A 23,053-nucleotide genomic window follows, 5' to 3' on the forward strand; every position below is an offset into this window, starting at 1 on the left:
GTGAATAGAGTTACGGCGGCAACAGCGGCAGGGAAACGCCCGGACCCATCCCGAACCCGGAAGCTAAGCCTACCAGCGCCAATGATACTGCCCCTCCGGGCGGAAAAGTAGGACACCGCCGAACACCATTTAAGTCCGATGCCCCCCAATTTCGATTGGGGGGCATCGGCATTTTCATTTCATTTTGGAATTGTCAGTCGAATAGCGTGGCGACCGGAGCCGTTCGTTGCCTTTCCAAATCGAGAAGACTCCGCTTTCGTTCAATTCCACCGCCGTATCCGGTGAGGCTGCCATTGGCTCCGATCACGCGATGGCAGGGCACGATGATGCCGATCGGATTGTGGCCATTGGCCAATCCGACTGCGCGGGCAGCGCCGGGTGACCCGACCTGTAGAGCGATCTGCCCGTAGGACCGGGTCTCCCCATAGGGAATGGTCAACAAGGCCGCCCACACACGGCGCTGAAACTCCGTTCCGACCATGTCCAGCTCGAGATCGAATTCGACCAGGTCGCCGGCGAAGTAGGCCTCCAGCTGTGCGGCGGCATCGGCGAATGAGCCGTCGGCGGCCTCCCATCCCTCGCGGCTGGGCTCGTAGGTCTGGTCGTCCATCCGAAGATGCCGCAACCGGTCGTTGCGGCCGGCGAGGGTGAGCTGGCCCACCGGGCTGTCGACGGTGCGGTATTGCAGCATTTCCATCATTTCTCCTTCGCGGCAGGCGTCTGGGTCTCTCGGGGAGGCCAGTCGTTGACTTCGTGGTCGAGTGCGGTCCATAGGTGTTGCGTCCCGTACGCCCGCCACGGTCGCCAGCGGGCGCTGTGTTCTGTCAAGGCGGGAACGTCGGTCGGCAGGCCCAAGTGCTTAGCGGCGACTTGAACGCCCAGGTCGGTCACCGGGAAGGCGTCGGGATCGCCGAGGCCACGCATGGCGATCACCTCGGCGGTCCACGGGCCGACGCCGGGCAGGGCCAGCAGCTGATCACGGGCACGGTTCCAGTCCGATCCCGGATCGAGGACGACGTCCCCCTTGGCGAGCGCGCGGATCAGTGCGGCGACGGTGCGCTGGCGGGACTTCGGGAACGCCAGATGAGCCGGATCGATCTCGGCGAGCTGTTCGACGTCGGGAAACACACGGCTGAGTCCGCCGTTGGCGTCGTCGACCGGTGACCCGTAGGCCTCGGCGAGGCGCCGGGAATGTGTCCGCGCGGCCTTCACCGACACCTGCTGTCCGATCACCACGCGCAGAGCGAGTTCGGCCTCGTCGACGGTCCGGGGGATGCGCTGCCCCGGAGCCTTTGCGACCAGGGTGCTCAGCTGGGGATCGTCGCTCAGCACGTCGACGACCGCCTCCGGATCGGCGTCCAGGTCGAGCAGCCGCCGACACCGGGCGATCGCGGTGGACAGGTCGCGGAAGTCGTCGAGCACCAACTCGCACCTGACGTGGTCGACCTGCGGCGTCAGGCTCACGACACCGGTACCGGACGGCAGTCGCAGCGTGCGCCGGTAGGCGCCGTCGCGGACTTCCTCGACACCGGGCACGGCGCTGGCGGCCAGATGGCCGAACAGGCCCTCGTAGGCGAACGGGGTGCGCACCGGTAGCCGGACCGAAAGCACGCCCGAGCCGCCGGCGTCAGCGCGCCCGAATCGGGTGCGGGCGCGCGCCCGCAGCGCGGTGGGGGTGAGCGCGCAGACCGACCGCACCGTGTCGTTGAACTGGCGGATGCTGGAGAAGCCGGCGGCGAACGCGACGTCGCCGAACGGCAGGTCCGTCGTCTCGATCAACACCCGCGCAGTCTGCGTCCGCTGCGCACGGGCCAGGGCCAGCGGGTTGGCGCCGACCTCGGCTTGCAGCAGCCGTTCCAGCTGCCGGGTGGTGTAGCCGACGCGGGCCGCCAATCCGATGACGCCGTCCCGGTCCACGGTGCCGTCGGTGATCAGTCGCATGGCGCGGGCCACCACGTCGCCCCGGACGTTCCACTCGGGGGATCCCGGCGACGCATCCGGACGGCACCGCTTGCACGCCCGGAAGCCGGCTTTCTGCGCGGCCGCCGCGGTGGGATAGAACCGCATGTTGCGGGCGTACGGCGGGCGGACCGGGCAGCTGGGCCTGCAGTAGATCTTCGTGGTCAGCACGGCGGTGACGAACCAGCCGTCGAACCGGGCGTCCTTGGACTGGACGGCGCGGTAACAGCGGTCGAAATCGTCGTGCATACCTCGACGATTACACGTCGGGTCCGACATCACTGGCGGAAAACCGACATCGACGTCAGGCGGTGTGCCGCTATCCGTCGGCACCGTCGTCGCCACCGTTGCCTGCGATCTGTCCGCCATTGCCGCCGTCGGGCTCTCGCCCGCCGGCGTGGCCACGCCAGTGTCGATATCCGCGGTGCGCGGCGAAGGCACCGATGACGGCGGTCGCACACCACACGGCGATCGCAGAGTATGCCAATGGCGACGACAGATCCCCTATCGACGAGCCCAGCGCGGTGTAGACGAACGCGCGTGGCGCCGATCCGATGAAAGCCCCGATGGCCATCTGCCACAACGGAACTCCGAACGCGCCGAATGCATAGGAGGCCAGCGCATCCGAGATGCCGGGAATGAAGCGTTGGCCGACGACCGCCCACAATCCCCGACGTTCGATCTGTGCGTCGATGCGGTCCGCGCGTGGTGTCCCGAGCAGCGCTCGTGCGCTCTCCCGGCCCGCTCGCCGGCCGACGAGGCTGGTGATGGTCGCGGTGCCCATCGCCGACCCCAGCGTGACGAACGTGCCGAGCACGGGCCCGAAGAGCACGCCGCTGCCTGCGGCGAGGATCGGGCCAGGGACGAATACGGCGCCGAGCAACGCTGACACCACGACATAGGCGAGCGGCGCAAACGGGCCCGCCGCGGCCACGGCACGCCGGACCTCCTCGACGTCGACCACTCGCGTGACGGCCACCGCATAGAACAGCCCGAGCAAGAACGCGGCGAACAGGGCGAGCCGCACGATGTGGTGCCGTCGGGACTTCGCAGGAGAACCGTCGCTCGTCGTCATGCTGAACGTGATCCTGCCGCACCGCGGGCGCATCCTCGCATCCAGCCAGTGCTGATTCGACGGCCGATCGAGCACTGGTCGCCCCAGGTAGCCTCGTGGGTAGTTCCGCCGCACAGAAAATCGAGGCGCTCCGCGATGTCAGACTCGCCGTCCGTTCAGGTGAAACCCGGCGGGCAGGACCGACCGCGGCGCCGGGGGTCGCGCCTGATTCCCGTGTTCGCGATCATGGTGCTCCTGCTCGGGGTGCCGTGGTGGACGCTGCTTTCGGCCGGTACGCGGTGGCCGATTGCAGTGGTGGTCGTGGGCACGCTCGTGTTCGCGGCCGTGTTCGTCGGGCTGCCCGCGATGATGATGTGGGGGCATGGCCGACGGCACCTGGGCTGGGCGGCCGCAACCGGTGACGCGCTGCTGGGCGCGGTGTGGGTGTTGTTCGTCTGGTCGGTGTTGGCTCAACTGCTACGGCTCACGTTGCTCGTGTTCGGTGTCGAGGATCCGACGAGATCGCGCGTCGTGGCAGGCACGGTCGTCGCCGTCGTCGTTGCACTGCTCGCGTGGGGCTACGCAGAAGCGATGCGACTTCCGCGCACCAAGAACGTCGACGTCACGATCGCCAGACTCGGCAGCGGGCTGGACGGCCTGCGGGTGGCGATCATCACCGACACCCACTTCGGCCCGATCAACCGCACCCGCTGGTCCGCAGCGGTGACCGACTGCATCAACGAGCTCGACGCCGACATCGTGTGCCATGTCGGTGATCTCGCCGACGGAACGGTGGAGGTTCGCGAGGAGCAGGTAGCGCCGCTCGCCGCGGCGCGGGGCAAGCTCGCCCGTGTCTACGTCACCGGCAACCACGAGTACTTCAGCGAGGCGCAGGGCTGGCTCGACTACATGGAAACCATCGGCTGGGATTCGCTTCACAACCGGCACATCGTCGTCGAGCGCGGGGGTGACGAGCTCGTCGTCGCGGGCGTGGACGACGCGACCGCCCATGCGTCCGGCGTCGACGGGCACGGCGCGAATCTCGATGCGGCCCTGGCGGACTCCGACCCCGCGCTACCGGTACTACTGCTCGCACATCAGCCCAAGCAGGTCCCGCGTGCGGCCAAGGCGGGCGTGGACCTGCAGATCTCCGGGCACACCCACGGCGGGCAGATCTGGCCGTTCAACTTCCTCGTCAGACTCGATCAGCCGGTGGTACACGGTTTGAGCACGCACGGCGAGCGGACGCAGCTCTACACGAGCCGCGGCACGGGTTTCTGGGGCCCACCCTTCCGTGTGTTCGCCCCCAGCGAGATCACCGTGCTGACGCTTCGCGCTGGCTAACCCGTTATGACGGTGGGGCAGGGGCCGGTGTCTTTGCCGCTGCAGACGCCGCAGCGGCCGCCGCGGCGGCACGACCTACGGGACTCGCCAGTGAGTTGCCTGGCGATTTCGCCGAAGCCACCTGCGCGTCGCAGTTCAAGGCCAGAAGCGTTTGCTTGCTCGGTGAAGCGGAGGTGTTCTCTGGTGGCGGAACGGTTCTGTCTTGCTGGTGGGTGACGACGCAATCGGGCCGTGCGGTCTGATCGCCGACCGTGTTCGACACCACGATCGTGAATCCGGCGCCGGAAAGTGTGCCTTGGGCGTCGGAATACTTCTGTCCCACGACGCTCGGCGATGAAGCGGCCTGAGCGACACCCGTTCCGGTCGCCACCGTTGCCACGATCGCCGAGGTGAAGGCGAGGCCGATCAGTATCTGTTTCATAGCTTGATTCGTCCTTTGGACCAAGGACCGCTGGATGCGGCGGGCCTGATGGGGCGGTGCTGCAAGTGATTCCATGAGTCCATGATCGCGCGCCGGAAGTGAGACAACCATGAATCCCGCTGTGATTCCCGATGGCGTTCGCTGGGTAAAGGTGAACATCACCCGTCGGTTCGCAGCTTCATCGTCGTGCGCCGTCACTCGAATAGTATTGGTGAGCAGCAGATCACGGGCTCAAGCGAAGATGGCCGATGCTGATAGTCGGCTTCGCGTATGCGTAGACAGCGACAGGAGTGCTTGACCGTCGGAGATACGCGTAGGTAGGACGGAAGTGGAGGCCAAAGCGGTCAGCGATGATGCTTGCCTCCGGTTTCCGAAGAGGAGGACTCAGATGAGGGTCATGCGCACCAAGGAACTCGCGGGATTGGTTGGTGGCAGCGCCATCTTGGCCGCGATCGCAATCAGTCTCGTACATCCCAGTGATCCGGTTTCCCACGACGTCGCCGGAGGTTCCGGCGATTCGTCGACCGCTGGGGCGTACGCGTCTCCGACCGTCCCGGCGATGTCGATCGATCCGACGAACCTGAAGATGGGAGCCACGGTCACCGCGTCACCGCCGGCAGCGACCGTGGCGACATCGTTCGCCGCCCCGACTCTCAAAGCAACGGCGGCGCCCGGATGCGTGAACAACGGCCAGTGCCCGTGAGCATCCGCGTTCCACCGGGCTGATCAGGCCGGTGGAGCAGCCGGCGGCGCACTGCTCGACGAGCCATCGGATCGCGCACCGATCAACAGCGCCACCATGACCAGCCCGATGCCGAGAAGCTCTGCAGGCGTTGGGGTCTGCATCAGGACCGTCGCGCCGATGACGGTCGCAGTGGCAGGCAGCAGAGCGAGCAGCAACGCGAACTTGGCGCGCCCCACGACCTTGAGTACGAGTTGGTCGAGTGCATAGGGCACCGCAGTGGACAGCAGCCCTACGGCGACGCCCAGCACCCACGTCCGCGGATCGACGAACACCGAAGAATCGATGCGCGCTTGCGGGATCAAGATGAACGGCGCCAGCACCGCAGCACCGATCGCCATGCCGAGCGCCAGGGAATCGAGCCCCTCGCCACTGTCGGCGACCCGCTTGCCGAGCAGGATGTAGCCCGCCCACAGCGCCGCAGAGGCCAGGGCAAAGCCGAATCCCACTCGATCGACGTCGAATTCGAAGCCGGCGAGCAGCACCACCCCGGCGCACACCAGAACGGCCGCCACGAGGTCCACGGCTCGCCGAGAACTGAGGGCCGCAACCGCGATCGGCCCCAGGAACTCGATCGCCACCGCAGTGCCAAGCGGAATCCGGGCAATGGCCTCGTAGAAGGCGATGTTCATCGCGATCGTCACCAGACCGAACTGAACCGCTACGAAGGCGTCGTGCCGGGTCAGTCCGCCTCGCCAGGGCATGCGCCACAGCAGCAACGCGACAGCCGCCGCGGCAGCACGCAACCACGCCACCGTCGACGGCTCCGTCGTCTCGAACAGAAATACGCCGATGGCTGCGCCGACGTACTGCGAGATCGCGCCGACCACGAAGAGCAATGGCACCGACCAGACGGGTATCGGGGTCGTCGGCCGTCGCTGCACGATCTATTGCCCGCCGAACGCGCCGCGTAGGTAGTCGCTGCGGCACGCAAGACGAGCCAGCTTGCCGCTCGTGGTGCGGGGGAGGGCGCCTGCCGGCACGAAGCGGACGTCGGCGACGGCGAACCCATGACGGTCGGAGATCGCCGCTCGGATGGCTTCGATCGCGGCTGCCGGATCTGCCCGGCGGGTGCCCGAAGCGCGTTCCGCGACGATCACGACGCCCTCGTCGGTGGAGAATGCCGCGGCGTATCCCTGCCGCACCATCGGCGACGCCGCCGATGTCGCCGCCTCGACGTCCTGCGGGTAGTGCTGACGGCCGTCGATGACCACCAGATCCGCAAGGCGCCCGGTCACGTACAACTCACCGTCCAAGTACACCCCGAGGTCCCCGGTCCGCAGCCACGTCGCCCCGACGGGCGCGCCGTCTGCGTGGCTGCCCGCCGCCGGAGACGACTGAAGCGTGGCGCCGAAGGTCAGCCGGGACTCGTCCGGACGTCCCCAATATCGCCGGGCGACGTTGTTGCCGTGCAACCAGATCTCGCCGACCCGCCCGTCGACGACTTCGGTGTCGGAGTCCGGGTCGACGATGACGGCCCACTGGCTGCGAGCGATCTGCCCGCAGGACACCTGGGCCAGTGCACCGGCGGCGTCTGCCTCGACGGGCACGGCGCGACCGTCGGCCAGCGGCTCCCGATCGAGGTAGACGACCGTGGGGCGGGCGGTGGGCGCGATGGTCGAGACGAACAGGGTCGCCTCGGCGATGCCGTACGAAGGTTTGATCGCGGTGGGAGACAACCCGTAGGGCGCGAACGCGGCATTGAAGGTGTTGATCGCGTCCACGCTGACGGGTTCGGAGCCGATGATCATCACCACGTTGCTGAGGTCGACGTCCTCGCCGGCGGCAGGCAAGCCGCGCTGCGCGGTGTACTCGTAGGCGAAGTTCGGCGCGGCGGTGACCACCCGTCCACGCCGCGACCCGGCCGCCAACGCGTGGATCCAGCGCTGCGGCCTGCGGATGAACGCCGTGGGCGACAGCAGCGTCGAGTGCCCGCCGTACACCGCAGGAAAGCCGATCATCGACAGCCCCATGTCGTGGTAGAAGGGCAGCCAGCTGACACCGTGGGTGTTTCGGTCCAGCAGGTCGATGGACAGGATCATCTGAATCAGGTTGGTGCCGACCGCCCGGTGGGTGATCTCCACGCCGACCGGTGGCCGCGTCGAGCCCGAGGTGTACTGCAGGTGGGATACGTCGTCGACGTCGATGTCGACGGGAACGAACGCGTCCTCGTCCGAGTCGGGTATCTCGTCGATGGTGATGACGTGCGGACTGCGGGCGAACTCGAGCTTCGTCAGCGACGCGCGAACCGCGTCGGCCGCCGCGGCAGTGGTGATGATGCTCGAGGGCCTGGCATCGCGCAGTGCCGTCTCGAGACGCTCGGCGTGGCCCTGGAGCTCGGGTGCGAACAACGGCACTGCGATCGTGCCCGCCTTGATCGCTGCGAAGAATCCCGCTATGTAGTCGAGGCCTTGCGGGGCAAGGATCGCCACCCGGTCACCGGCAGAGGCGGCCCGTTGGACGCGGGCGCCGATGGCTCGCATTCGACGACCGAGCTGGGTCCAGGTCAGTTCGACGGCCTGCTCGTCCGCCGAGCGGGTGTAGTCCAGGTAGCGATAGGCCACCTCGTCACCGACATTGGCGATGTTGCGGTCGATGAGTGAGATCAGGTTGACCCCCGGCGGCAACACGATGCCGCCGTCGGCATCCAGACATTCCTCGATCTGCAGCAGGCCGTCGTGGCCCACCAATGCGTGCCCTGAACCGCGATCCATGACACCAGTTTAATTACCGTGACGCCCGGTATCACTAACTTTTTGCGCCGGCGGATGTGATTCATCTCGCCTCACCGCCGCTCAGCCGGCTCGCAAGCGTCCTGCCCGCGAACACGGTCTACGTCACTCCCGCGGAGCGTGCCGCTCAACTCGCAGTGCGCAAGGCCGGTTTCGACAACCGATTCGCGCCGTATCCGCAGTGATGGGCGGTCGATCGGAGTTGGCCGACCGCCGATGAGACCCCGATAGGATCGGCGGCGTGGCCCAACTGGTGGGGCAGTACCTTGACCGGATCCGCGCCGAGCACGCTGGCACTGACGACGGCGCCCTTGCCGGCTACATCCCCGAACTGATGCGCGTCGACCCTAACGGGTTCGGCGTCTCGCTGTCGTCGGCCGACGGATTCATCTACGAATCCGGTGATGCTGCAGTCGAATTCACCATCCAGTCGATCTCGAAGCCGTTCACCTACGCGTTGGCGCTCGACCGGATCGGGCAGGACGCGGTGGACGCGACGATCGGCGTGGAACCCTCGGGTGAGGCGTTCAACGAGATCAGCGTCGACAAGACCACGAAGAAGCCGAAGAACCCGATGATCAACGCAGGCGCGATTGCCGCGGTGTCGCTCGTCCCGGCCGGCACGCCCGATGAGCGATTCGGCCTGATCCAGGACTTCTACTCCGCCTTCGCGGGGCGGCGATTGGAGCTCGACCACCACGTCTATGCGTCGGAGAAGGCCTCCGGCAGCCGCAACCGGGCCATCGCGTACATGTTGCAGAGCTTCGGTGTGCTCGACGACGATCCCGACGACGTGCTCGACGTGTACTTCCGGCAGTGCTCGCTCAACGTGACGGCGACCGACCTGGCCCGGATGGCGGCCACGCTGGCGCGCGGCGGCGTCAACCCGATGACCGGCCGCCGGGTGACCGACGCCCCCGTGGTGAGGCGCACGCTGTCGGTGATGGTGACCTGCGGCATGTACGACGCCGCGGGGGACTGGGTGAGCGCCGTCGGCATGCCTGCCAAGAGCGGCGTGGGTGGTGGCATCGTGGCGGTTCTCCCCGGTCAGCTCGGAATCGGCGTGTACTCGCCGCTACTCGACGCCAAGGGCAACAGCGTGCGGGGAGTTCGAGTGTGCCGCAGCCTCTCCGAACAGCTCGGCCTGCACTTCCTGACGGTGTCACGGGACTCGCGCAATACGCTGCGGGCGATCTACCAGCCACGGGACGGTATCCGCGTCTACGAAACCCATGGTGACCTGATGTTCAGCGGTGCCGAACAGGTCGTGCGCACCATCGACCGCGAGCGGAACGACATCGACGTGGCCATCGTCGACGTCTCCCGCGTCGACGAGATCGACGACGTCGCGCGAGCCTTGTTGTCGGGCACCTGCGCCGCCATGCGTGGAGATGGCAAGGCCAGCTACCTCGTCGACCCCGAGGGGATCGTGATCAGGACCGAACACGAGTACGAGGGGATCCGGTTCACCACGGTCGACGAGGCGGTCGCCGCGGCCGAGGCATCCATGCGCGAGGGCTTCGCCGACTGATCGGGCGTCCGCGAAGAACTTCTGGAAGAAGTGTGCGAGTTGACCTCGCTCGCCGCTTCTAGCAGTCGAACGCCACCCATGGGGGTGGCGACGACCCGAAGGCGGGCTCGGCACCGCGGCGCCTGCCGCGGCCGGCGAACACAAGTGGGTCGCTATCGCGTACTCGCCCGTCGACGAGCAGTTCGGCTACGCCCATAGCGAGACCGAGGAAGGGGCCGCGACGTGGGCACTGCACAACTGCGCAGAGGAAGGGACCGCGGTAGTGCCATGGCGGCGGCCCGCGCACTGCTCTATGGCAGCCAGATCAAGTTCTCGTACTGCATGTGAACGTGCGACTCGGCCCGTCACCCCGTGGGTGGCGCGCCGACCTGCGTCAGACCGGTGTCGCCAGCCGGGTCGGCTCGTCGTGACTGCGCAGCGTCACCGTCTCGCCCAAAGCCCAATGGGGCCTTTCGTTCTCGCTCGCGTTCGCCACCGTGTCCGACGAGGCGACCAGATGGCCGGGGACCATCTTGGACAGCTCGCACAGGCGGGCCGCCTCGTTGACGGGCTCACCGATCACGGTGTACTCGAATCGCTCCTTGGCGCCGACGTTGCCCGCCACCACCTTTCCGGACGCGACCCCGATGCCCGCCTCACAGTCGGGGACCTCGACGCGCAACCGTTCTGCCATCGCTCGCGCGGCCGCCAGGGCCTCGTCCTCGGGGTTCTCCAGTAACACCGGCGCGCCGAACACGGCCAGCGCCGCGTCGCCCTCGAACTTGTTGAGCAGTCCGTGATGCCGGTCGACCTCGTCGACGATCACGGCGAAGAACCGGTTGAGCAGTTCGACGACTTCGACGGCTGGCCTGCCGGTGACCAACTGCGTGGATCCGATGATGTCGACGAATATCACTGCGGCGTGGCGCTCTTCGCCGCCGAGCTTCGGCCGCACCTGTTCGGCGAGCGCGGCGACCTCGCGTCCGACGTGGCGGCCGAACAGGTCGCGGACCCGTTCCCGTTCGCGGAGGCCGGCCACCATCGAGTTGAACCCGCGCTGCAGTTCGCCTAGCTCGGTACCGTCGAACACCACCACGTTGCTGTCCAGATCGCCCTGCTCCACTCGTTCGAGCGCGGCGCGCACCACCCGCACCGGCGTCGCGGTGAGCCACGACAGGATCCACATCAACAAGAAACCGACGATCAGCGTCACCACCGCCAGAATCAGTACGGCGACGGCGAATTGGGTCTCGGTCAGGTTCTGTAGGGACAGTGCGAAGAACGCGATCAACGCGATGCCCAGCACGGGTACGCCGGAGCCGACGAGCCACACGGTCATGGTCCGCCCCATGATCCCAGGGGCGAAACGGCGGGGCGGGCGACCGGCCTCCAGCGCCTGCGCCGCCACGGGACGCAGGGCGAACTCCGTGAAGAGGTAGGAGCCGGTGGCCACGACCACGCCGATGAAGCTCAGCGAAAAGAGAAACCTCGGGATGAACCTGCTGTCCACCAGTCCATAGAGAATCGTCAACAGCGCGGCACCGATCCCCCACAACAGGAGGTGGATGACTGCCACCCGCCACGGTGCCAGGAAGGTGTTGCGCTGGTCGGCGCGGCTGGGCGTTCGTCCCTCGATCGACCATCGCAGTGCCCGGACGGTTCGCCGGGTGATCCAAAACGTTCCGACCACCACCGCCAGCGCCATGTAGGCCGGCGCGACGCCGAATGTGAGCCACAACGGGGCGTCGGTGAAAATGCTCGGCACAGGGATCGCTACGCCCGCCATCAGCAGCTCCACGGCGATGCCGATCAGATTCCAGACCACGATGAACACGGTCAGGATGACCTGAATGCGCACCCGCCGGCGTAGCTGACTCTCCGAGACCTTGCCGAGCAGCCACGACCCGTACTCCGGCGTGGCCGGCCCCCGGCTGCTCTGCCGTGTCACCTTCTCCAGGACCCGGCCCAGCCGTTGCGCAGTGCTCTTCTTCGCCGTCATCGTGGCGCAAGCCTAGTAACCGCGGACCCGCCATCTAGGGTGGTTCGGGTGCGTCTCGTGATCGCCCAGTGCACCGTCGATTACGTCGGTCGTCTCACCGCCCATCTCCCGTCGGCCCGTCGGCTGCTGCTGTTCAAGGCCGACGGTTCGGTCAGCGTGCACGCCGACGACCGCGCCTACAAGCCGTTGAACTGGATGAGCCCGCCCTGCTGGGTCACCGAGGAGGACGCTGGCGACGCGCCGGTATGGGTGGTGCAGAACAAGGCGGGCGAGCAACTGCGCATCACGGTGGAAGACGTGGAGCACGACTCCAGTCACGCGTTGGGCGTGGATCCCGGCCTGGTCAAGGACGGGGTCGAGGCGCACCTGCAGGCGCTGCTCGCCGAGCACGTCGAACTGCTGGGGGTCGGCTACACGCTGGTCCGCCGCGAGTACATGACCGCGATCGGCCCGGTGGACCTGATGTGCCGCGACGAGACGGGGCAGTCGGTGGCCGTCGAGATCAAGCGCCGCGGCGAGATCGACGGCGTCGAGCAACTCACCCGCTACCTCGATCTGCTCAACCGGGACAGCGTGCTGGCGCCGGTGAGTGGGGTGTTCGCAGCGCAACAGATCAAGCCGCAAGCGCGCACGCTGGCCGTCGACCGCGGAATTCGTTGCGTGACTCTGGATTACGACCAGATGCGAGGCATGGACAGTAGCGAGTTCCGGCTGTTCTGACGGCCTAGAATGGTGGGATGGCCAGTCGCCGTATCCCGCCCCGCAGGCAACGTTCGTTGCCGCCTCTCCCGGCGCCGCGCCCCGTCGAGGTGGGCCCGGACGGGTACGACTACGAGGTCAGGCCGGTCGCCGCGGCACGGGCGACGAAGACCTACCGCTGTCCGGGGTGCGATCACGAGATCAGGCCGAATACGGCTCACGTGGTGGTGTGGAAGGCCGAGCTCGGCGAGGCTGGGGTCGAGGACCGGCGGCACTGGCACACGCCGTGCTGGACAAAGCGGGCCAACCGCGGCCCGACGAGGAAGTGGTCCTAAAGACGTAGTGCTCGACTCAGTCCGTTTCGGAGGCCGGCTCGACCAGTTCGACCAGCACGCCACCCGCGTCCTTGGGGTGGATGAAGTTGATCCGGGAGTTTGCCGTGCCTCTGCGGGGGGTGTCGTAGAGCAACCGGACGCCCTGCTCGCGGAGCCGGTCGGACAACATGTCGAGGTCGCTCACCCGGTAAGCGAGCTGCTGAATCCCGGGACCGCGCTTGTCGATGAACTTGGCGATGGTCGAGGTTTCGTCGAGCGCAGCCATCAGCTGGATCTGGGCGCTGCCCTTTGGCGCGCCGCGGACCGACAGCATGGCCTCGCGAATGCCCTGATCCTCGTTGACCTCTTCATGCAGAACGATCATGCCGAGGTAATCGTGATACCACTTGATCGCGACATCGAGGTCGGGCACCGCGATGCCGACGTGGTCGACTGCCGTCACCAGCGCACTGGCAAGCACTGGACGTGCATCAACCTGCTCGGTCGTCATAACGCCACGGTAACCTTTACGAGAACGTTTGCGGAATGTGTGATGGGCCACACAGCCCTTCGGAGAAGCCCTTGGAGGTAATAAATGACGACATCGGTGATAGTTGCTGGAGCACGCACTCCGGTGGGCAAGCTGATGGGTTCGCTGAAGGATTTCTCCGGTAGCGACCTGGGCGCCATCGCCATCGCAGGGGCGCTCGAGAAGGCCGGTGTCGAGGCCTCGGCCGTCGAGTACGTGATCATGGGCCAGGTGCTGACCGCGGGTGCGGGGCAGATGCCCGCCCGCCAGGCGGCGGTGTCCGCAGGCATCGGCTGGGACGTGCCCGCGCTGACGATCAACAAGATGTGTCTGTCCGGCATCGACGCCATCGCGCTGGCCGATCAGCTGATCCGCGCCGGGGAGTTCGACGTGGTGGTCGCGGGCGGTCAGGAGTCGATGACCAAGGCGCCGCACCTGCTGATGGACAGCCGGGCGGGCTACAAATACGGCGACGTCACGGTGATCGACCACATGGCCTACGACGGTCTGCACGACGTCTTCACCGACCAGCCGATGGGGGCGCTCACCGAGCAGCGCAACGACGTCGACCAGTTCACCCGGGCCCAGCAGGATGAGTTCGCTGCACTCTCGCACCAGCGGGCCGCCGCGGCGTGGAAGGACGGCGTCTACGCCGATGAGGTTGTGCCGGTGAAGATCCCGCAGCGCAAGGGCGACCCGATCGAGTTCACCGAGGATGAGGGCATTCGCGCCAACACCACCGCCGAGTCCCTAGCCGGGCTCAAGCCCGCCTTCCGCAAGGACGGCACCATCACCGCCGGGTCGGCCTCGCAGATCTCCGACGGCGCCTGCGCGGTCGTGGTGATGAACAAGGCCAAGGCCGAGGAGCTCGGACTTAGCTGGCTTGTCGAGATCGGCGCACATGGCGTGGTCGCCGGGCCCGACTCGACGCTGCAGAGCCAGCCGGCGAACGCCATCAAGAAGGCCATCGCCAAGGAAGGTATCTCGCTCGATCAGCTCGACGTCGTCGAGATCAACGAGGCGTTCTCGGCCGTCGCGCTGGCGTCGACCAAGGAGCTGGGCCTCGATCCTGCCAAGGTGAACGTCGATGGCGGCGCCATCGCGATTGGCCATCCGATCGGCATGTCGGGTGCGCGAATCGCCCTGCATGCGGCGCTTGAGCTGGCACGACGCGGTTCCGGCTACGCAGTCGCGGCGCTCTGCGGCGCGGGAGGTCAGGGTGACGCGCTGATTCTTCGCCGGCGTGGGTGAACAACGACGCTGCGTAGTAGCTGGTACCTGTTTCGGGCACAATGGCGCCATGACAAGCACTTTTGATCGCCCGAGCATCGCGGGATGGTTCCGGCTCGTTGCGTTGACCGAGGCCGTCACATGGGTCGGGCTGCTGGTGGGCATGTACTTCAAGTACCTGGGCAGCCCGCGCACGGAGATCGGCGTGAAGGTATTCGGGATGGCCCACGGGCTGGTCTTCATCGCCTTCGTGGTCACCGCGGTGTTGGTCGGGATGGCGTTCAAGTGGACGGTGTCGACGTGGTTGCTGGCGTTGCTGGCGAGCATCGTGCCGCTCGGCAGTGTGATCTTCCTCATATGGGTGGATCGCACCGGTCGACTGGGCGCCAGGACGGTGGCCGCACCGGCTCCGTCGGCGTCCGGAACGACGTGACAGACTTGAGGGCGTGACGCGTCCACGACCTTCCATGGGCGCCGGCCTGGCCGGCGCGGTCGACCTGTCGGCTCTCAAACAGCCTCCGCCCACCCAGGGCGCCGCACCCGCCGCCGGTGCGCCGGGCGGCGTGGAGATCACCGAGGCGAACTTCGAAGCCGAGGTACTGGTCCGGTCCAGCCAGCTTCCCGTCGTCGTGCTGCTGTGGTCGCCGCGCAGCGAGTCCAGCGCTCAACTGGGGCAGTCGCTTTCCGGACTGACGGACGCCGACGGTGGCAAGTGGGCGCTGGCGACGGTCAACGTCGACACCGTGCCGCGGGTGGCGCAGATGTTCGGCGTGCAGGCCGTCCCGACCGTGGTCGCCCTCGCCGGTGGTCAGCCGCTGTCGAGCTTCCAGGGGGCGCAACCGCCCGAGCAGTTGCGGCGTTGGGTCGACTCGCTGCTCGATGCGACCGCGGGCACGCTCGAAGCCGGGGCCGAGGACGCCGAGGAGGTCGACCCCGAAGTCGCGCAGGCGCGTGACCATCTCGACGCAGGCGACTTCGACGCCGCGCTGGCGGCCTATCAGGCGATCCTCGACGCCAAGCCCAACCACGCCGAGGCCAAGGGCGCCGTCCGCCAGATCGCCTTCCTGCAGCGCGCGACCGCGCAGCGCCCCGACGCGTTGGCGGCTGCCGATGCCGCACCCGATGACATCGACGCCGCCCTCGCCGCGGCGGACGTGGAGATGTTGCAGCAGGACGTCATTGCAGCGTTCGAGCGGTTGATCGCCTTGGTGAAGCGCACCGCGGGCGACGAGCGCACGGCCGTGCGGACCCGCCTGATCGAGTTGTTCGACCTGTTCGATCCCGCCGATCCTCAGGTCATCGCGGGCCGCCGGAACCTCGCCAACGCGCTGTACTAGCAGGACACCTCCCGCGAGCCCCTCCCCACCCCCGCGAGCAGCCGCAAAAGTGCCCCAAACCACGTGGTTTAGGGCACTTTTCCGACTGCTCGGCGGGTGTCAGGCGGGCTCGAACCACAGCGCGGCCATCGGGGGCAGCACCATCACCGCGGATGCGGGCCTGCCGTGCCACGGCTCGTCGGTGGCCTCGACGGCACCGTAGTTGCCGACGCCCGTGCCGTTGTAGATCGTCGCGTCGGTGTTGAGCACCTCGCGCCACGTGCCGGTGTGCGGCAGGCCGAGCTGATAACGGGTGTGCTCGCTGCCGGAGAAGTTGAACACGCAGGCGAGCACCGAACCGTCGTCGCCGTACCGCAGGAAGCTCAGCACGTTGTTCGCCGAGTCGTTGGCGTCGATCCACGAGTAGCCCTCGGGGCTGCTGTCGCGCGACCACAGCGCCCGCCGGTCGCGGTAGATGCCGTTCATGTCGCGCATCATCCGCTGGATTCCGGTCGAGAAGCTGCCCTCGCCGAGTTGGAACCAGTCCAGGCCCCGCTCCTCGGACCACTCGGCCCGCTGGCCGAACTCCTGGCCCATGAACAGCAGTTGCTTGCCGGGGTGGGCCCACTGATAGGCCAGCAACCCGCGCAGTCCGGCGGCCTTGACGTGGTCATTGCCGGGCATCCGGCCCCACAGCGTGCCCTTGCCGTGCACCACCTCGTCGTGGCTGATCGGCAGCACGAAGTTCTCGCTGAACGCGTAGAGCATCGAGAACGTGACTTCGTGGTGGTGGTAGCTGCGGTGAATCGGGTCACGGCTGATGAACGCCAGCGTGTCGTTCATCCAGCCCATGTTCCACTTCATCGAAAAGCCAAGTCCGCCAAGGTTCGTCGGCCGGGTGACGCCGGGCCACGAGGTGGATTCCTCGGCGATGGTGACGATGCCGGGTGCGATCTTGTGCACGGTGGCGTTCATCTCCTGCAGGAACTGGACCGCCTCCAGGTTCTCCCGTCCGCCGTACACGTTGGGCGTCCAACCGCCGACCGGGCGCGAGTAGTCGAGGTAGAGCATCGACGCGACGGCGTCCACGCGGAGGCCGTCGATGTGGTACTCCTGCAACCAGTACAGCGCGTTGGCCACCAGGAAGTTGCGCACCTCGGGCCTGCCGAAGTCGAACACGTAAGTGCCCCAGTCGAGTTGCTCGCCCCGCGTGGGATCGGAGTGCTCGTAGAGGGGCGTGCCGTCGAACCGGCCGAGCGCCCAGGCGTCCTTGGGGAAGTGGGCGGGCACCCAGTCGACGATCACGCCGATGCCGGCCTGGTGCAACGCGTCGACCAGGTGTCGAAAATCGTCGGGAGTTCCCAATCGCGACGTCGGCGCGTAGTACGACGTGACCTGATAGCCCCACGATGGGCCGAACGGGTGCTCGGCGACGGGCAGCAGTTCGACGTGGGTGAACCCCTGCTCCACCACGTATTCGGTGAGTTCGGTGGCCAGTTGGCGGTAGTTCAGGCCGGGGCGCCACGACATCAGGTGCACCTCGTAGGTGCTCATCGGCTCGAACACCGGGTTCTTCAGCGGGCGACCGCCCATCCAGTCGCCGTCGGCCCAGGCGTAGTCGCTGGACGTCACCCTCGACGCCGTCTGCGGTGGCACCTCGGTGGCGAACGCCATCGGGTCGGCGCGGTCGACGACGATCCCGTCGATGCCGTGCACCCGGAACTTGTACAGGCCGTCGGCGGGGAAGCCCGGCCAGAACACCTCCCAAACACCGGTGGAGCCCAGCGCCCGCAGCGGCGCCTCGTCGCCCTCCCAGTGGTTGAACTCGCCGACCAGGCTGACGCCCTTGGCATTCGGCGCCCACACGGCGAACGACACCCCCTCCACGACCCCGTCGGGGGTGGTGAAGCTGCGCGGGTGCGCGCCGAGGATCTCCCACAGCCGCTCGTGGCGCCCCTCGGCGAACAGATGCAGATCCACCTCGCCGAGCGTGGGCAGGAAGCGGTACGGGTCGGCCGTGGTGTGCACGACGGGAGAGTCGCCGCCCGGGTAGCTGACTTCGATCCGGTAGTCGATCAAGTCGGTGAACGGCACCGCGACGGCGAACAGTCCCGATTCGACGTGGGTGAACGGAAAGCGCTCGTCGCCGATCAATGCGACGACCTCGCTGGCCCACGGTCGCAGGGTCCGGATCACCGTGTGGTCGCCGTACTCGTGCGCACCCAGCACCGAGTGCGGGTCGTGGTGTTCCCCGGACAGCAGCCGGGTGAGGTCCCCGTTGTCGGGCCGAAGGTGCTGGCTGGCGATGTCGTTGGCTCGGGTCATGTGCGTCATTCCCTCCGCAGCAGGTTGAGCCGCTTCTCATTCGGTATTTGCGGCATGTTCAGGATGTGGGCAACGGACCTGGCGGGTTCGATGCGGACGTAATTCGTCTGCCCCCACTGGTATTCGTCGCCGGTGACCTCGTCGCGCACCCAGAACCGGTCGTAGGCCTCCATCCCGAGTGCAGCCATGTCGAGCCAGATGGTGGCCTCCTCCGGGCCGAACGCGTTGAGCGTCACCACCACCAGGACGCAGTCGCCGCTGACCGGGTCGAACTTGCTGTAGGCCAGCAGCGCGTCGTTGTCGATGGGGTGGAACTTGATGGTGCGGAGCTGGCTCAATGCGGGGTGGAGATGGCGAATCTCATTGAGCCGCAGCAAGAACGGCTCCAGCGACCCCTCGTTGGCCAGCGCGGCCTCGAAGTCGCGGGGCCGCAACTGGTACTTCTCCGAGTCGAGGTACTCCTCGCTGCCCACGCGGACGGCCTGGTGCTCGTACAACTCGTAGCCGGAGTACACGCCCCAGGCCGAACTCATGGTCGAGGCCATCACGGCGCGGATCGCGAACATCCCCGGCCCGCCGTGCTGCAGGGCCTCGTGCAGGATGTCGGGCGTGTTGACCCACAGGTTCTGCCGCGCATAGTCGGCATGCTCGGCGATCTGCTCGCCGAACTCGATGAGCTCCCACTTCGCCGTACGCCAGGTGAAGTACGTATACGACTGCGTGAAGCCGAGTTTGGCCAGCCCGAACAGCCGTGCCGGCCGGGTGAACGCCTCGGCCAGGAACAGCACGTCGGGGTCGTCGTTCTTCACCTCGGCGATCAGCCACGCCCAGAAGTTGGGCGGCTTGGTGTGCGGGTTGTCCACCCGGAAGATCTTGACGCCGTGCGAGACCCAGTGCCGGACGACGCGCAGCACCTCCTGGTAGATGCCCGCGGGGTCGTTGTCGAAGTTGACCGGGTAGATGTCCTGATACTTCTTCGGCGGGTTCTCCGCGTAGGCGATGGTGCCGTCGGGCAGCACGGTGAACCACTCGGGATGGTCCTTGGCCCACGGGTGGTCCGGGGCGCACTGCAGCGCCAGGTCGAGGGCGACCTCGAGGCCCTGATCGCGTGCGGCGTTGATGAAGTCGTCGAAGTCGTCGATGGTGCCGAGTTTCGGATGGACCGCGTCGTGGCCGCCCTTGCTGCTACCGATCGCCCACGGTGACCCGACGTCCTTCGGGGCCGCGGTCACACTGTTGTTGCGTCCCTTGCGGTGCACCTTGCCGATCGGGTGGATCGGCGGCAGGTAGACGACGTCGAAGCCCATCTTCGCGATGCGGGGCAGCGCCTTGCTGGCGGTGGCGAACGTTCCGTGGACGGCGTTGCCCTTGCTGTCCCACCCGCCGGTGGACCGGGGGAACATCTCGTACCAGGCGCTGAAGCGGGCCAGCGGTCGGTCGACCCAGACGCCGTACTGCTCACCGCGAGTGACGAGTTCGCGCAACGGGTACTTTCGCAGCAGGTCGGCGACCTCGGGCGCGAGTGCTCCGCCGGCGCGGGCGAACGGGTCGCCCGGCTCGCGCAGTTGGACTGCCGCCTCGATCAGCGGATAGCGGTCCTGGCGCGGCACACCCGTCGCGGCACGCTCCAGTAGTTGTGCGCCAAGAAGCAGGTCGTTGGACAGCTCCGATTCGCCCTGGCCGGCTTCGAGCTTGGCAGTGACGTTCTTCCGCCACGTCGCGAGGGGGTCACCCCAGCCGTCGACCCGGAATGTCCACAACCCGACGGCGGCTGGGGTGAACTGACCGTGGAAGACGTCGGGCATGCGACCGGGTGACATCGGCAACAGTTGTGGCTTGACCTTCGGAGTGGCGCCGACGACCTCCTCGATCGGGACCGCGGCGACCTGTGCGGCCGGGACGCCCGCGGGCGGTTTCGCGAGCCGCGGGTAGGCCGTGCCGTGGTACCTCACGACCAGCGTGGCCGCGACGGCGTCGTGGCCCTCGCGCCACACTACGGCCCTGACCGGCACCACCTCGCCGACCACGGCCTTGGCCGGGAAACGGCCGCCCGAAACCACTGGCGCGACGTCGTCGATCTCGATACGACCGGCCACCACCCAACTCCTTACGCTGGCGCGGCCAAGCCGCCGCGCGCTGTCGTCTGTTTCGTTCAAAGCCTCGTCGCGCCCTATACCCACCGTAGTGTCCGGCTCAACCCAATGGGCCTGATGTAGTCATCACGGCGACCCCTGCACATTTGCTCTTCGCGCACGTGCTCGTCGCGGCAAGCCCAGGATTTATCAGTAAGGTGAAGCCACGTGAAAGCCCTCCGCCGGTTCACCGTCCGCACCCATTTGCCCGAGCGTCTCGCCGCGCTGGAGAGACTGTCGATAAACCTGCGGTGGTCGTGGGACACGCCCACCCAACACCTGTTCGCCACCGTGGAGCCGGAGCTGTGGGACCAGGTGGGGCGCGACCCGGTGGCGTTGCTCGGCGGGGTCAGCCCGAAGCGGCTGGACGAGCTGGCGGTCGACGAATCGTTCCTGGCCCGGCTCGACCACCTGGCTGCGGAGTTGGACACCTACCTGACCCGGCCGATGTGGTACCAGGAGCAGGCCGCCGCGGGCGTCGCACTGCCCAACGGCATCGCGTACTTCTCGATGGAGTTCGGCGTCGCCGAGGTGTTGCCGAACTACTCCGGTGGCCTCGGCATCCTCGCCGGTGACCACCTGAAGTCGGCATCGGACCTGGGGTTGCCGCTCATCGCGGTCGGTCTGTACTACCGGTCGGGCTACTTCAGGCAGTCGCTCACCGCGGAGGGCTGGCAGCACGAGAATTACCCGTCGCTCGACCCGCAGGGTCTGCCGCTGCGGCTGCTCATCGACGCCGAGGGCGAACCCGTTCTGGTCTCGCTGGCGATGCCGGACTCCGCCGAACTCAACGCCCGGGTCTGGATTGCCCAGGTCGGTCGAATTCCGTTGCTGCTGCTGGACTCCGACATCCCCGAGACCGAACACGATCTGCGCGGCGTCACCGACCGGCTCTACGGCGGCGACCAGGAGCACCGGATCAAGCAGGAGATCCTCGCCGGCATCGGCGGGGTGCGGGCCATTCGCGCGTTCACCGCCGTCGAAGGGCTGCCGGAGCCGCAGGTGTTCCACATGAACGAGGGCCACGCCGGTTTCCTCGGCGTCGAGCGCATCCGCGAACTCGTCACCGACGGCGGCCTCGACTTCGACACCGCGCTCACCGTGGTGCGGTCGAGCACCGTATTCACCACCCACACGCCGGTGCCCGCGGGCATCGACCGATTCCCGGTGGAGATGGTCAAGCACTACTTCGGCAGATCTGGGGCGAGCGAAGCGACGGGGGAAAACCCGCCAGGCACCCCGTCGGGGGCGAATTCGCGGTTGCTTCCCGGCGTGCCGCTGGACCGCATCGTCGCGTTCGGCGCCGAGGACGATCCGGCCAAGTTCAACATGGCGCACATGGGCCTGCGGCTGGCGCAGCGCGCCAACGGAGTGTCGCTGCTTCACGGCCGGGTCAGTCGCGGAATGTTCAACGACCTGTGGCCAGGTTTCGACACCGCCGAGGTGCCGATCGGCTCGATCACGAACGGCGTGCACGCACCGACGTGGGCGGCGCCGCAATGGCTTGAGCTGGGCCGCGAGCTGCTCGGCAGCGACGACCTCGGCTCGCTGAGCGAGCCCGACACCTGGGAGCGGCTGCAGCAGGTCGATCCCGGTCACCTGTGGTGGATCCGCTCGCAGCTGCGTGCGCTGCTGATCGACGACGTGCGGGCCAGGGTGCGCCGGTCGTGGCTGGAGCGCGGCGCGTCGGACGCCGAATTGGGTTGGATCGCAACAGCGTTCGATCCGAATGTGCTGACCATCGGATTCGCCCGACGGGTGCCGACGTACAAGCGGCTGACGCTGATGCTGCGCGACCCGGAGAAGCTCGAGCAGCTGCTGCTCGACGAGAAGCGTCCCCTCCAACTCATCGTGGCGGGCAAGTCGCACCCGGCCGACGACGGCGGCAAGGCGCTGATCCAGCAGGTGGTGAAGTTCGCGGACCGGCCCGAGGTGCGGCACCGCATCGCGTTCCTGCCCGACTACGACATGTCGATGGCCCGGCTGCTCTATTGGGGCTGCGACGTCTGGCTGAACAACCCGCTGCGCCCGCTGGAGGCGTGCGGCACGTCGGGCATGAAGAGCGCGCTGAACGGCGGACTCAACCTATCGATCCGCGACGGCTGGTGGGACGAGTGGTACGACGGCGAGAACGGCTGGGAGATCCCGACCGCCGACGGGGTGATCGACGAGTCCCGTCGCGACGACCTGGAAGCCGCCGCGCTCTACGACCTGCTGGAGAACTCCGTGACCACGCGGTTCTACGACCGCGACGAGCACGGCATCCCGACCCGCTGGGTCGAGATGGTGCGGCACACGCTGCGGGTGCTCGGCCCCAAGGTGCTGGCGTCGCGGATGGTGCGCGACTACACCCAGAAGTACTACGCGCCTGCCGCCGCGTCGTTGCACCGGACCATCGAGCCCGTCGACGGCGTGCCGTTCGGCGCGGCCCGGCAGCTGGCGTCCTACCGGCAGCGGGCGCACGACGCCTGGCCGAAGATCCAGATCACCGACGTGGACAGCTACGGGCTGCCGGATACGCCGCTGCTCGGCTCCGAGCTCACCCTGACCGCGACCGTGCAGCTGGCCGGGCTACGCCCCGACGAGGTGGTGGTGCAGGCCGTCGTCGGACGGGTGGACGCCGGCGACGCGCTGGTGGATCCGGAGACCGTGCCGATGGCCCACACCGGGACGGCCGACGGTGGCAACGAGGTGTTCTCGACGACGACGCCGCTGCCGGTCGCCGGGCCGGTGGGCTACACGGTCCG

Annotated in this window: 19 protein-coding genes and 1 rRNA gene; 9 read left to right on the forward strand and 11 right to left on the reverse strand. The window is 67.5% G+C overall.

The genetic code is table 11. The features are described 5' to 3' along the window. The first annotated feature begins 11 nt into the window (after nucleotides 1–11). A 5S ribosomal RNA gene (gene rrf, locus QOC69_RS15880) occupies nucleotides 12–124 on the forward strand. 69 nt (nucleotides 125–193) lie between these two features. Here rrf and QOC69_RS15885 read toward each other — a convergent pair. The 3 genes from QOC69_RS15885 to QOC69_RS15895 form a co-directional block, all read right to left on the reverse strand. Beyond that, nucleotides 194–697, reverse strand: coding sequence for a methylated-DNA--[protein]-cysteine S-methyltransferase (locus tag QOC69_RS15885; protein ID WP_526441167.1), 504 nt, complete (start codon nucleotides 695–697; stop codon nucleotides 194–196). After that, nucleotides 697–2,208 carry a DNA-3-methyladenine glycosylase 2 family protein gene (locus QOC69_RS15890; protein ID WP_526441169.1) on the reverse strand — a complete coding sequence of 504 codons (1,512 nt, stop codon included), beginning with the start codon at nucleotides 2,206–2,208 and terminating at the stop codon, nucleotides 697–699. Before QOC69_RS15890 ends, QOC69_RS15885 begins: the two co-directional genes overlap by 1 nt. A gap of 70 nt (nucleotides 2,209–2,278) precedes the next feature. Further along, nucleotides 2,279–3,034: a TVP38/TMEM64 family protein gene (locus QOC69_RS15895; RefSeq protein WP_526441171.1), complete on the reverse strand. Its 756-nt coding sequence runs from the start codon at nucleotides 3,032–3,034 to the stop codon at nucleotides 2,279–2,281. A gap of 135 nt (nucleotides 3,035–3,169) precedes the next feature. Between QOC69_RS15895 and QOC69_RS15900 the strand changes: the two genes are divergently transcribed. Continuing rightward, nucleotides 3,170–4,357: a metallophosphoesterase gene (locus QOC69_RS15900; protein ID WP_526441173.1), complete on the forward strand. Its 1,188-nt coding sequence runs from the start codon at nucleotides 3,170–3,172 to the stop codon at nucleotides 4,355–4,357. Nucleotides 4,358–4,361: 4 nt separating this feature from the next. Here the strand turns inward: QOC69_RS15900 and QOC69_RS15905 are convergent, their stop codons facing one another. The 4 genes from QOC69_RS15905 to QOC69_RS15920 all read right to left on the reverse strand — a co-directional run bounded on the left by QOC69_RS15905 (nucleotide 4,362) and on the right by QOC69_RS15920 (nucleotide 8,234). Continuing rightward, on the reverse strand, nucleotides 4,362–4,976 hold the full coding sequence (locus tag QOC69_RS15905; protein ID WP_526441175.1) for a PASTA domain-containing protein: 615 nt from the start codon (nucleotides 4,974–4,976) through the stop codon (nucleotides 4,362–4,364). 186 nt (nucleotides 4,977–5,162) lie between these two features. Continuing rightward, the gene (locus tag QOC69_RS15910) at nucleotides 5,163–5,381 is read right to left on the reverse strand and encodes a hypothetical protein (RefSeq protein ID WP_526441177.1); all 219 of its coding nucleotides are present in this window, start codon (nucleotides 5,379–5,381) and stop codon (nucleotides 5,163–5,165) included. 123 nt (nucleotides 5,382–5,504) lie between these two features. Beyond that, nucleotides 5,505–6,365, reverse strand: a complete 861-nt coding sequence (locus QOC69_RS15915) for an EamA family transporter (protein WP_526441179.1) — start codon at nucleotides 6,363–6,365, stop codon at nucleotides 5,505–5,507. A 42-nt stretch (nucleotides 6,366–6,407) separates the two neighbouring features. After that, the gene (locus QOC69_RS15920) at nucleotides 6,408–8,234 is read right to left on the reverse strand and encodes a fatty acyl-AMP ligase (RefSeq protein WP_526441181.1); all 1,827 of its coding nucleotides are present in this window, start codon (nucleotides 8,232–8,234) and stop codon (nucleotides 6,408–6,410) included. Between the two features lie 259 nt (nucleotides 8,235–8,493). On the opposite strand from QOC69_RS15920, the gene glsA reads away from it, so the two are divergent. Further along, nucleotides 8,494–9,783 carry a glutaminase A gene (gene glsA / locus QOC69_RS15925; protein ID WP_526441183.1) on the forward strand — a complete coding sequence of 430 codons (1,290 nt, stop codon included), beginning with the start codon at nucleotides 8,494–8,496 and terminating at the stop codon, nucleotides 9,781–9,783. 373 nt (nucleotides 9,784–10,156) lie between these two features. Here glsA and QOC69_RS15930 read toward each other — a convergent pair whose 3' ends face one another. Continuing rightward, nucleotides 10,157–11,761, reverse strand: a complete 1,605-nt coding sequence (locus QOC69_RS15930) for an adenylate/guanylate cyclase domain-containing protein (RefSeq protein ID WP_526441185.1) — start codon at nucleotides 11,759–11,761, stop codon at nucleotides 10,157–10,159. A gap of 48 nt (nucleotides 11,762–11,809) precedes the next feature. Between QOC69_RS15930 and nucS the strand changes: the two genes are divergently transcribed. Both nucS and QOC69_RS15940 read left to right on the forward strand, forming a co-directional pair. Further along, entirely contained in the window at nucleotides 11,810–12,481 is a 672-nt protein-coding gene (nucS, locus tag QOC69_RS15935; RefSeq protein WP_526441187.1) for an endonuclease NucS, read from the forward strand. A 17-nt stretch (nucleotides 12,482–12,498) separates the two neighbouring features. Then, the gene (locus tag QOC69_RS15940) at nucleotides 12,499–12,795 is read left to right on the forward strand and encodes an Rv1322 family protein (protein WP_526441189.1); all 297 of its coding nucleotides are present in this window, start codon (nucleotides 12,499–12,501) and stop codon (nucleotides 12,793–12,795) included. 16 nt (nucleotides 12,796–12,811) lie between these two features. On the opposite strand, the gene mce is transcribed toward QOC69_RS15940, so the two are convergent. Further along, complete coding sequence (gene mce / locus QOC69_RS15945) at nucleotides 12,812–13,285, reverse strand: methylmalonyl-CoA epimerase (RefSeq protein ID WP_526441191.1); 474 nt, start codon at nucleotides 13,283–13,285, stop codon at nucleotides 12,812–12,814. A gap of 84 nt (nucleotides 13,286–13,369) precedes the next feature. Here mce and QOC69_RS15950 point away from each other — a divergent pair, with 84 nt between their 5' ends. Genes QOC69_RS15950 through QOC69_RS15960 form a run of 3 tightly spaced genes read left to right on the forward strand, consistent with a single transcriptional unit; the run spans nucleotide 13,370 to nucleotide 15,870 of the window. Then, nucleotides 13,370–14,554 carry a thiolase family protein gene (locus QOC69_RS15950; RefSeq protein ID WP_526441193.1) on the forward strand — a complete coding sequence of 395 codons (1,185 nt, stop codon included), beginning with the start codon at nucleotides 13,370–13,372 and terminating at the stop codon, nucleotides 14,552–14,554. A gap of 49 nt (nucleotides 14,555–14,603) precedes the next feature. Next, nucleotides 14,604–14,966 carry a DUF3817 domain-containing protein gene (locus QOC69_RS15955; protein ID WP_526441195.1) on the forward strand — a complete coding sequence of 121 codons (363 nt, stop codon included), beginning with the start codon at nucleotides 14,604–14,606 and terminating at the stop codon, nucleotides 14,964–14,966. Between the two features lie 13 nt (nucleotides 14,967–14,979). After that, nucleotides 14,980–15,870: a tetratricopeptide repeat protein gene (locus QOC69_RS15960; protein ID WP_526441197.1), complete on the forward strand. Its 891-nt coding sequence runs from the start codon at nucleotides 14,980–14,982 to the stop codon at nucleotides 15,868–15,870. A gap of 99 nt (nucleotides 15,871–15,969) precedes the next feature. On the opposite strand, the gene glgB is transcribed toward QOC69_RS15960, so the two are convergent. Both glgB and QOC69_RS15970 read right to left on the reverse strand, forming a co-directional pair. After that, nucleotides 15,970–18,174, reverse strand: coding sequence for a 1,4-alpha-glucan branching protein GlgB (gene glgB / locus QOC69_RS15965; RefSeq protein WP_526441199.1), 2,205 nt, complete (start codon nucleotides 18,172–18,174; stop codon nucleotides 15,970–15,972). Nucleotides 18,175–18,179: 5 nt separating this feature from the next. Beyond that, complete coding sequence (locus QOC69_RS15970) at nucleotides 18,180–20,270, reverse strand: maltotransferase domain-containing protein (RefSeq protein ID WP_526441201.1); 2,091 nt, start codon at nucleotides 20,268–20,270, stop codon at nucleotides 18,180–18,182. Nucleotides 20,271–20,474: 204 nt separating this feature from the next. Here QOC69_RS15970 and glgP point away from each other — a divergent pair. Next, nucleotides 20,475–23,053: alpha-glucan family phosphorylase (gene glgP, locus QOC69_RS15975; RefSeq protein ID WP_526441203.1), on the forward strand; the 2,579-nt coding region annotated here is incomplete at its 3' end.

It is taken from the genome of Mycobacterium sp., from assembly GCF_032162105.1.
Lineage (GTDB): Bacteria > Actinomycetota > Actinomycetes > Mycobacteriales > Mycobacteriaceae > Mycobacterium.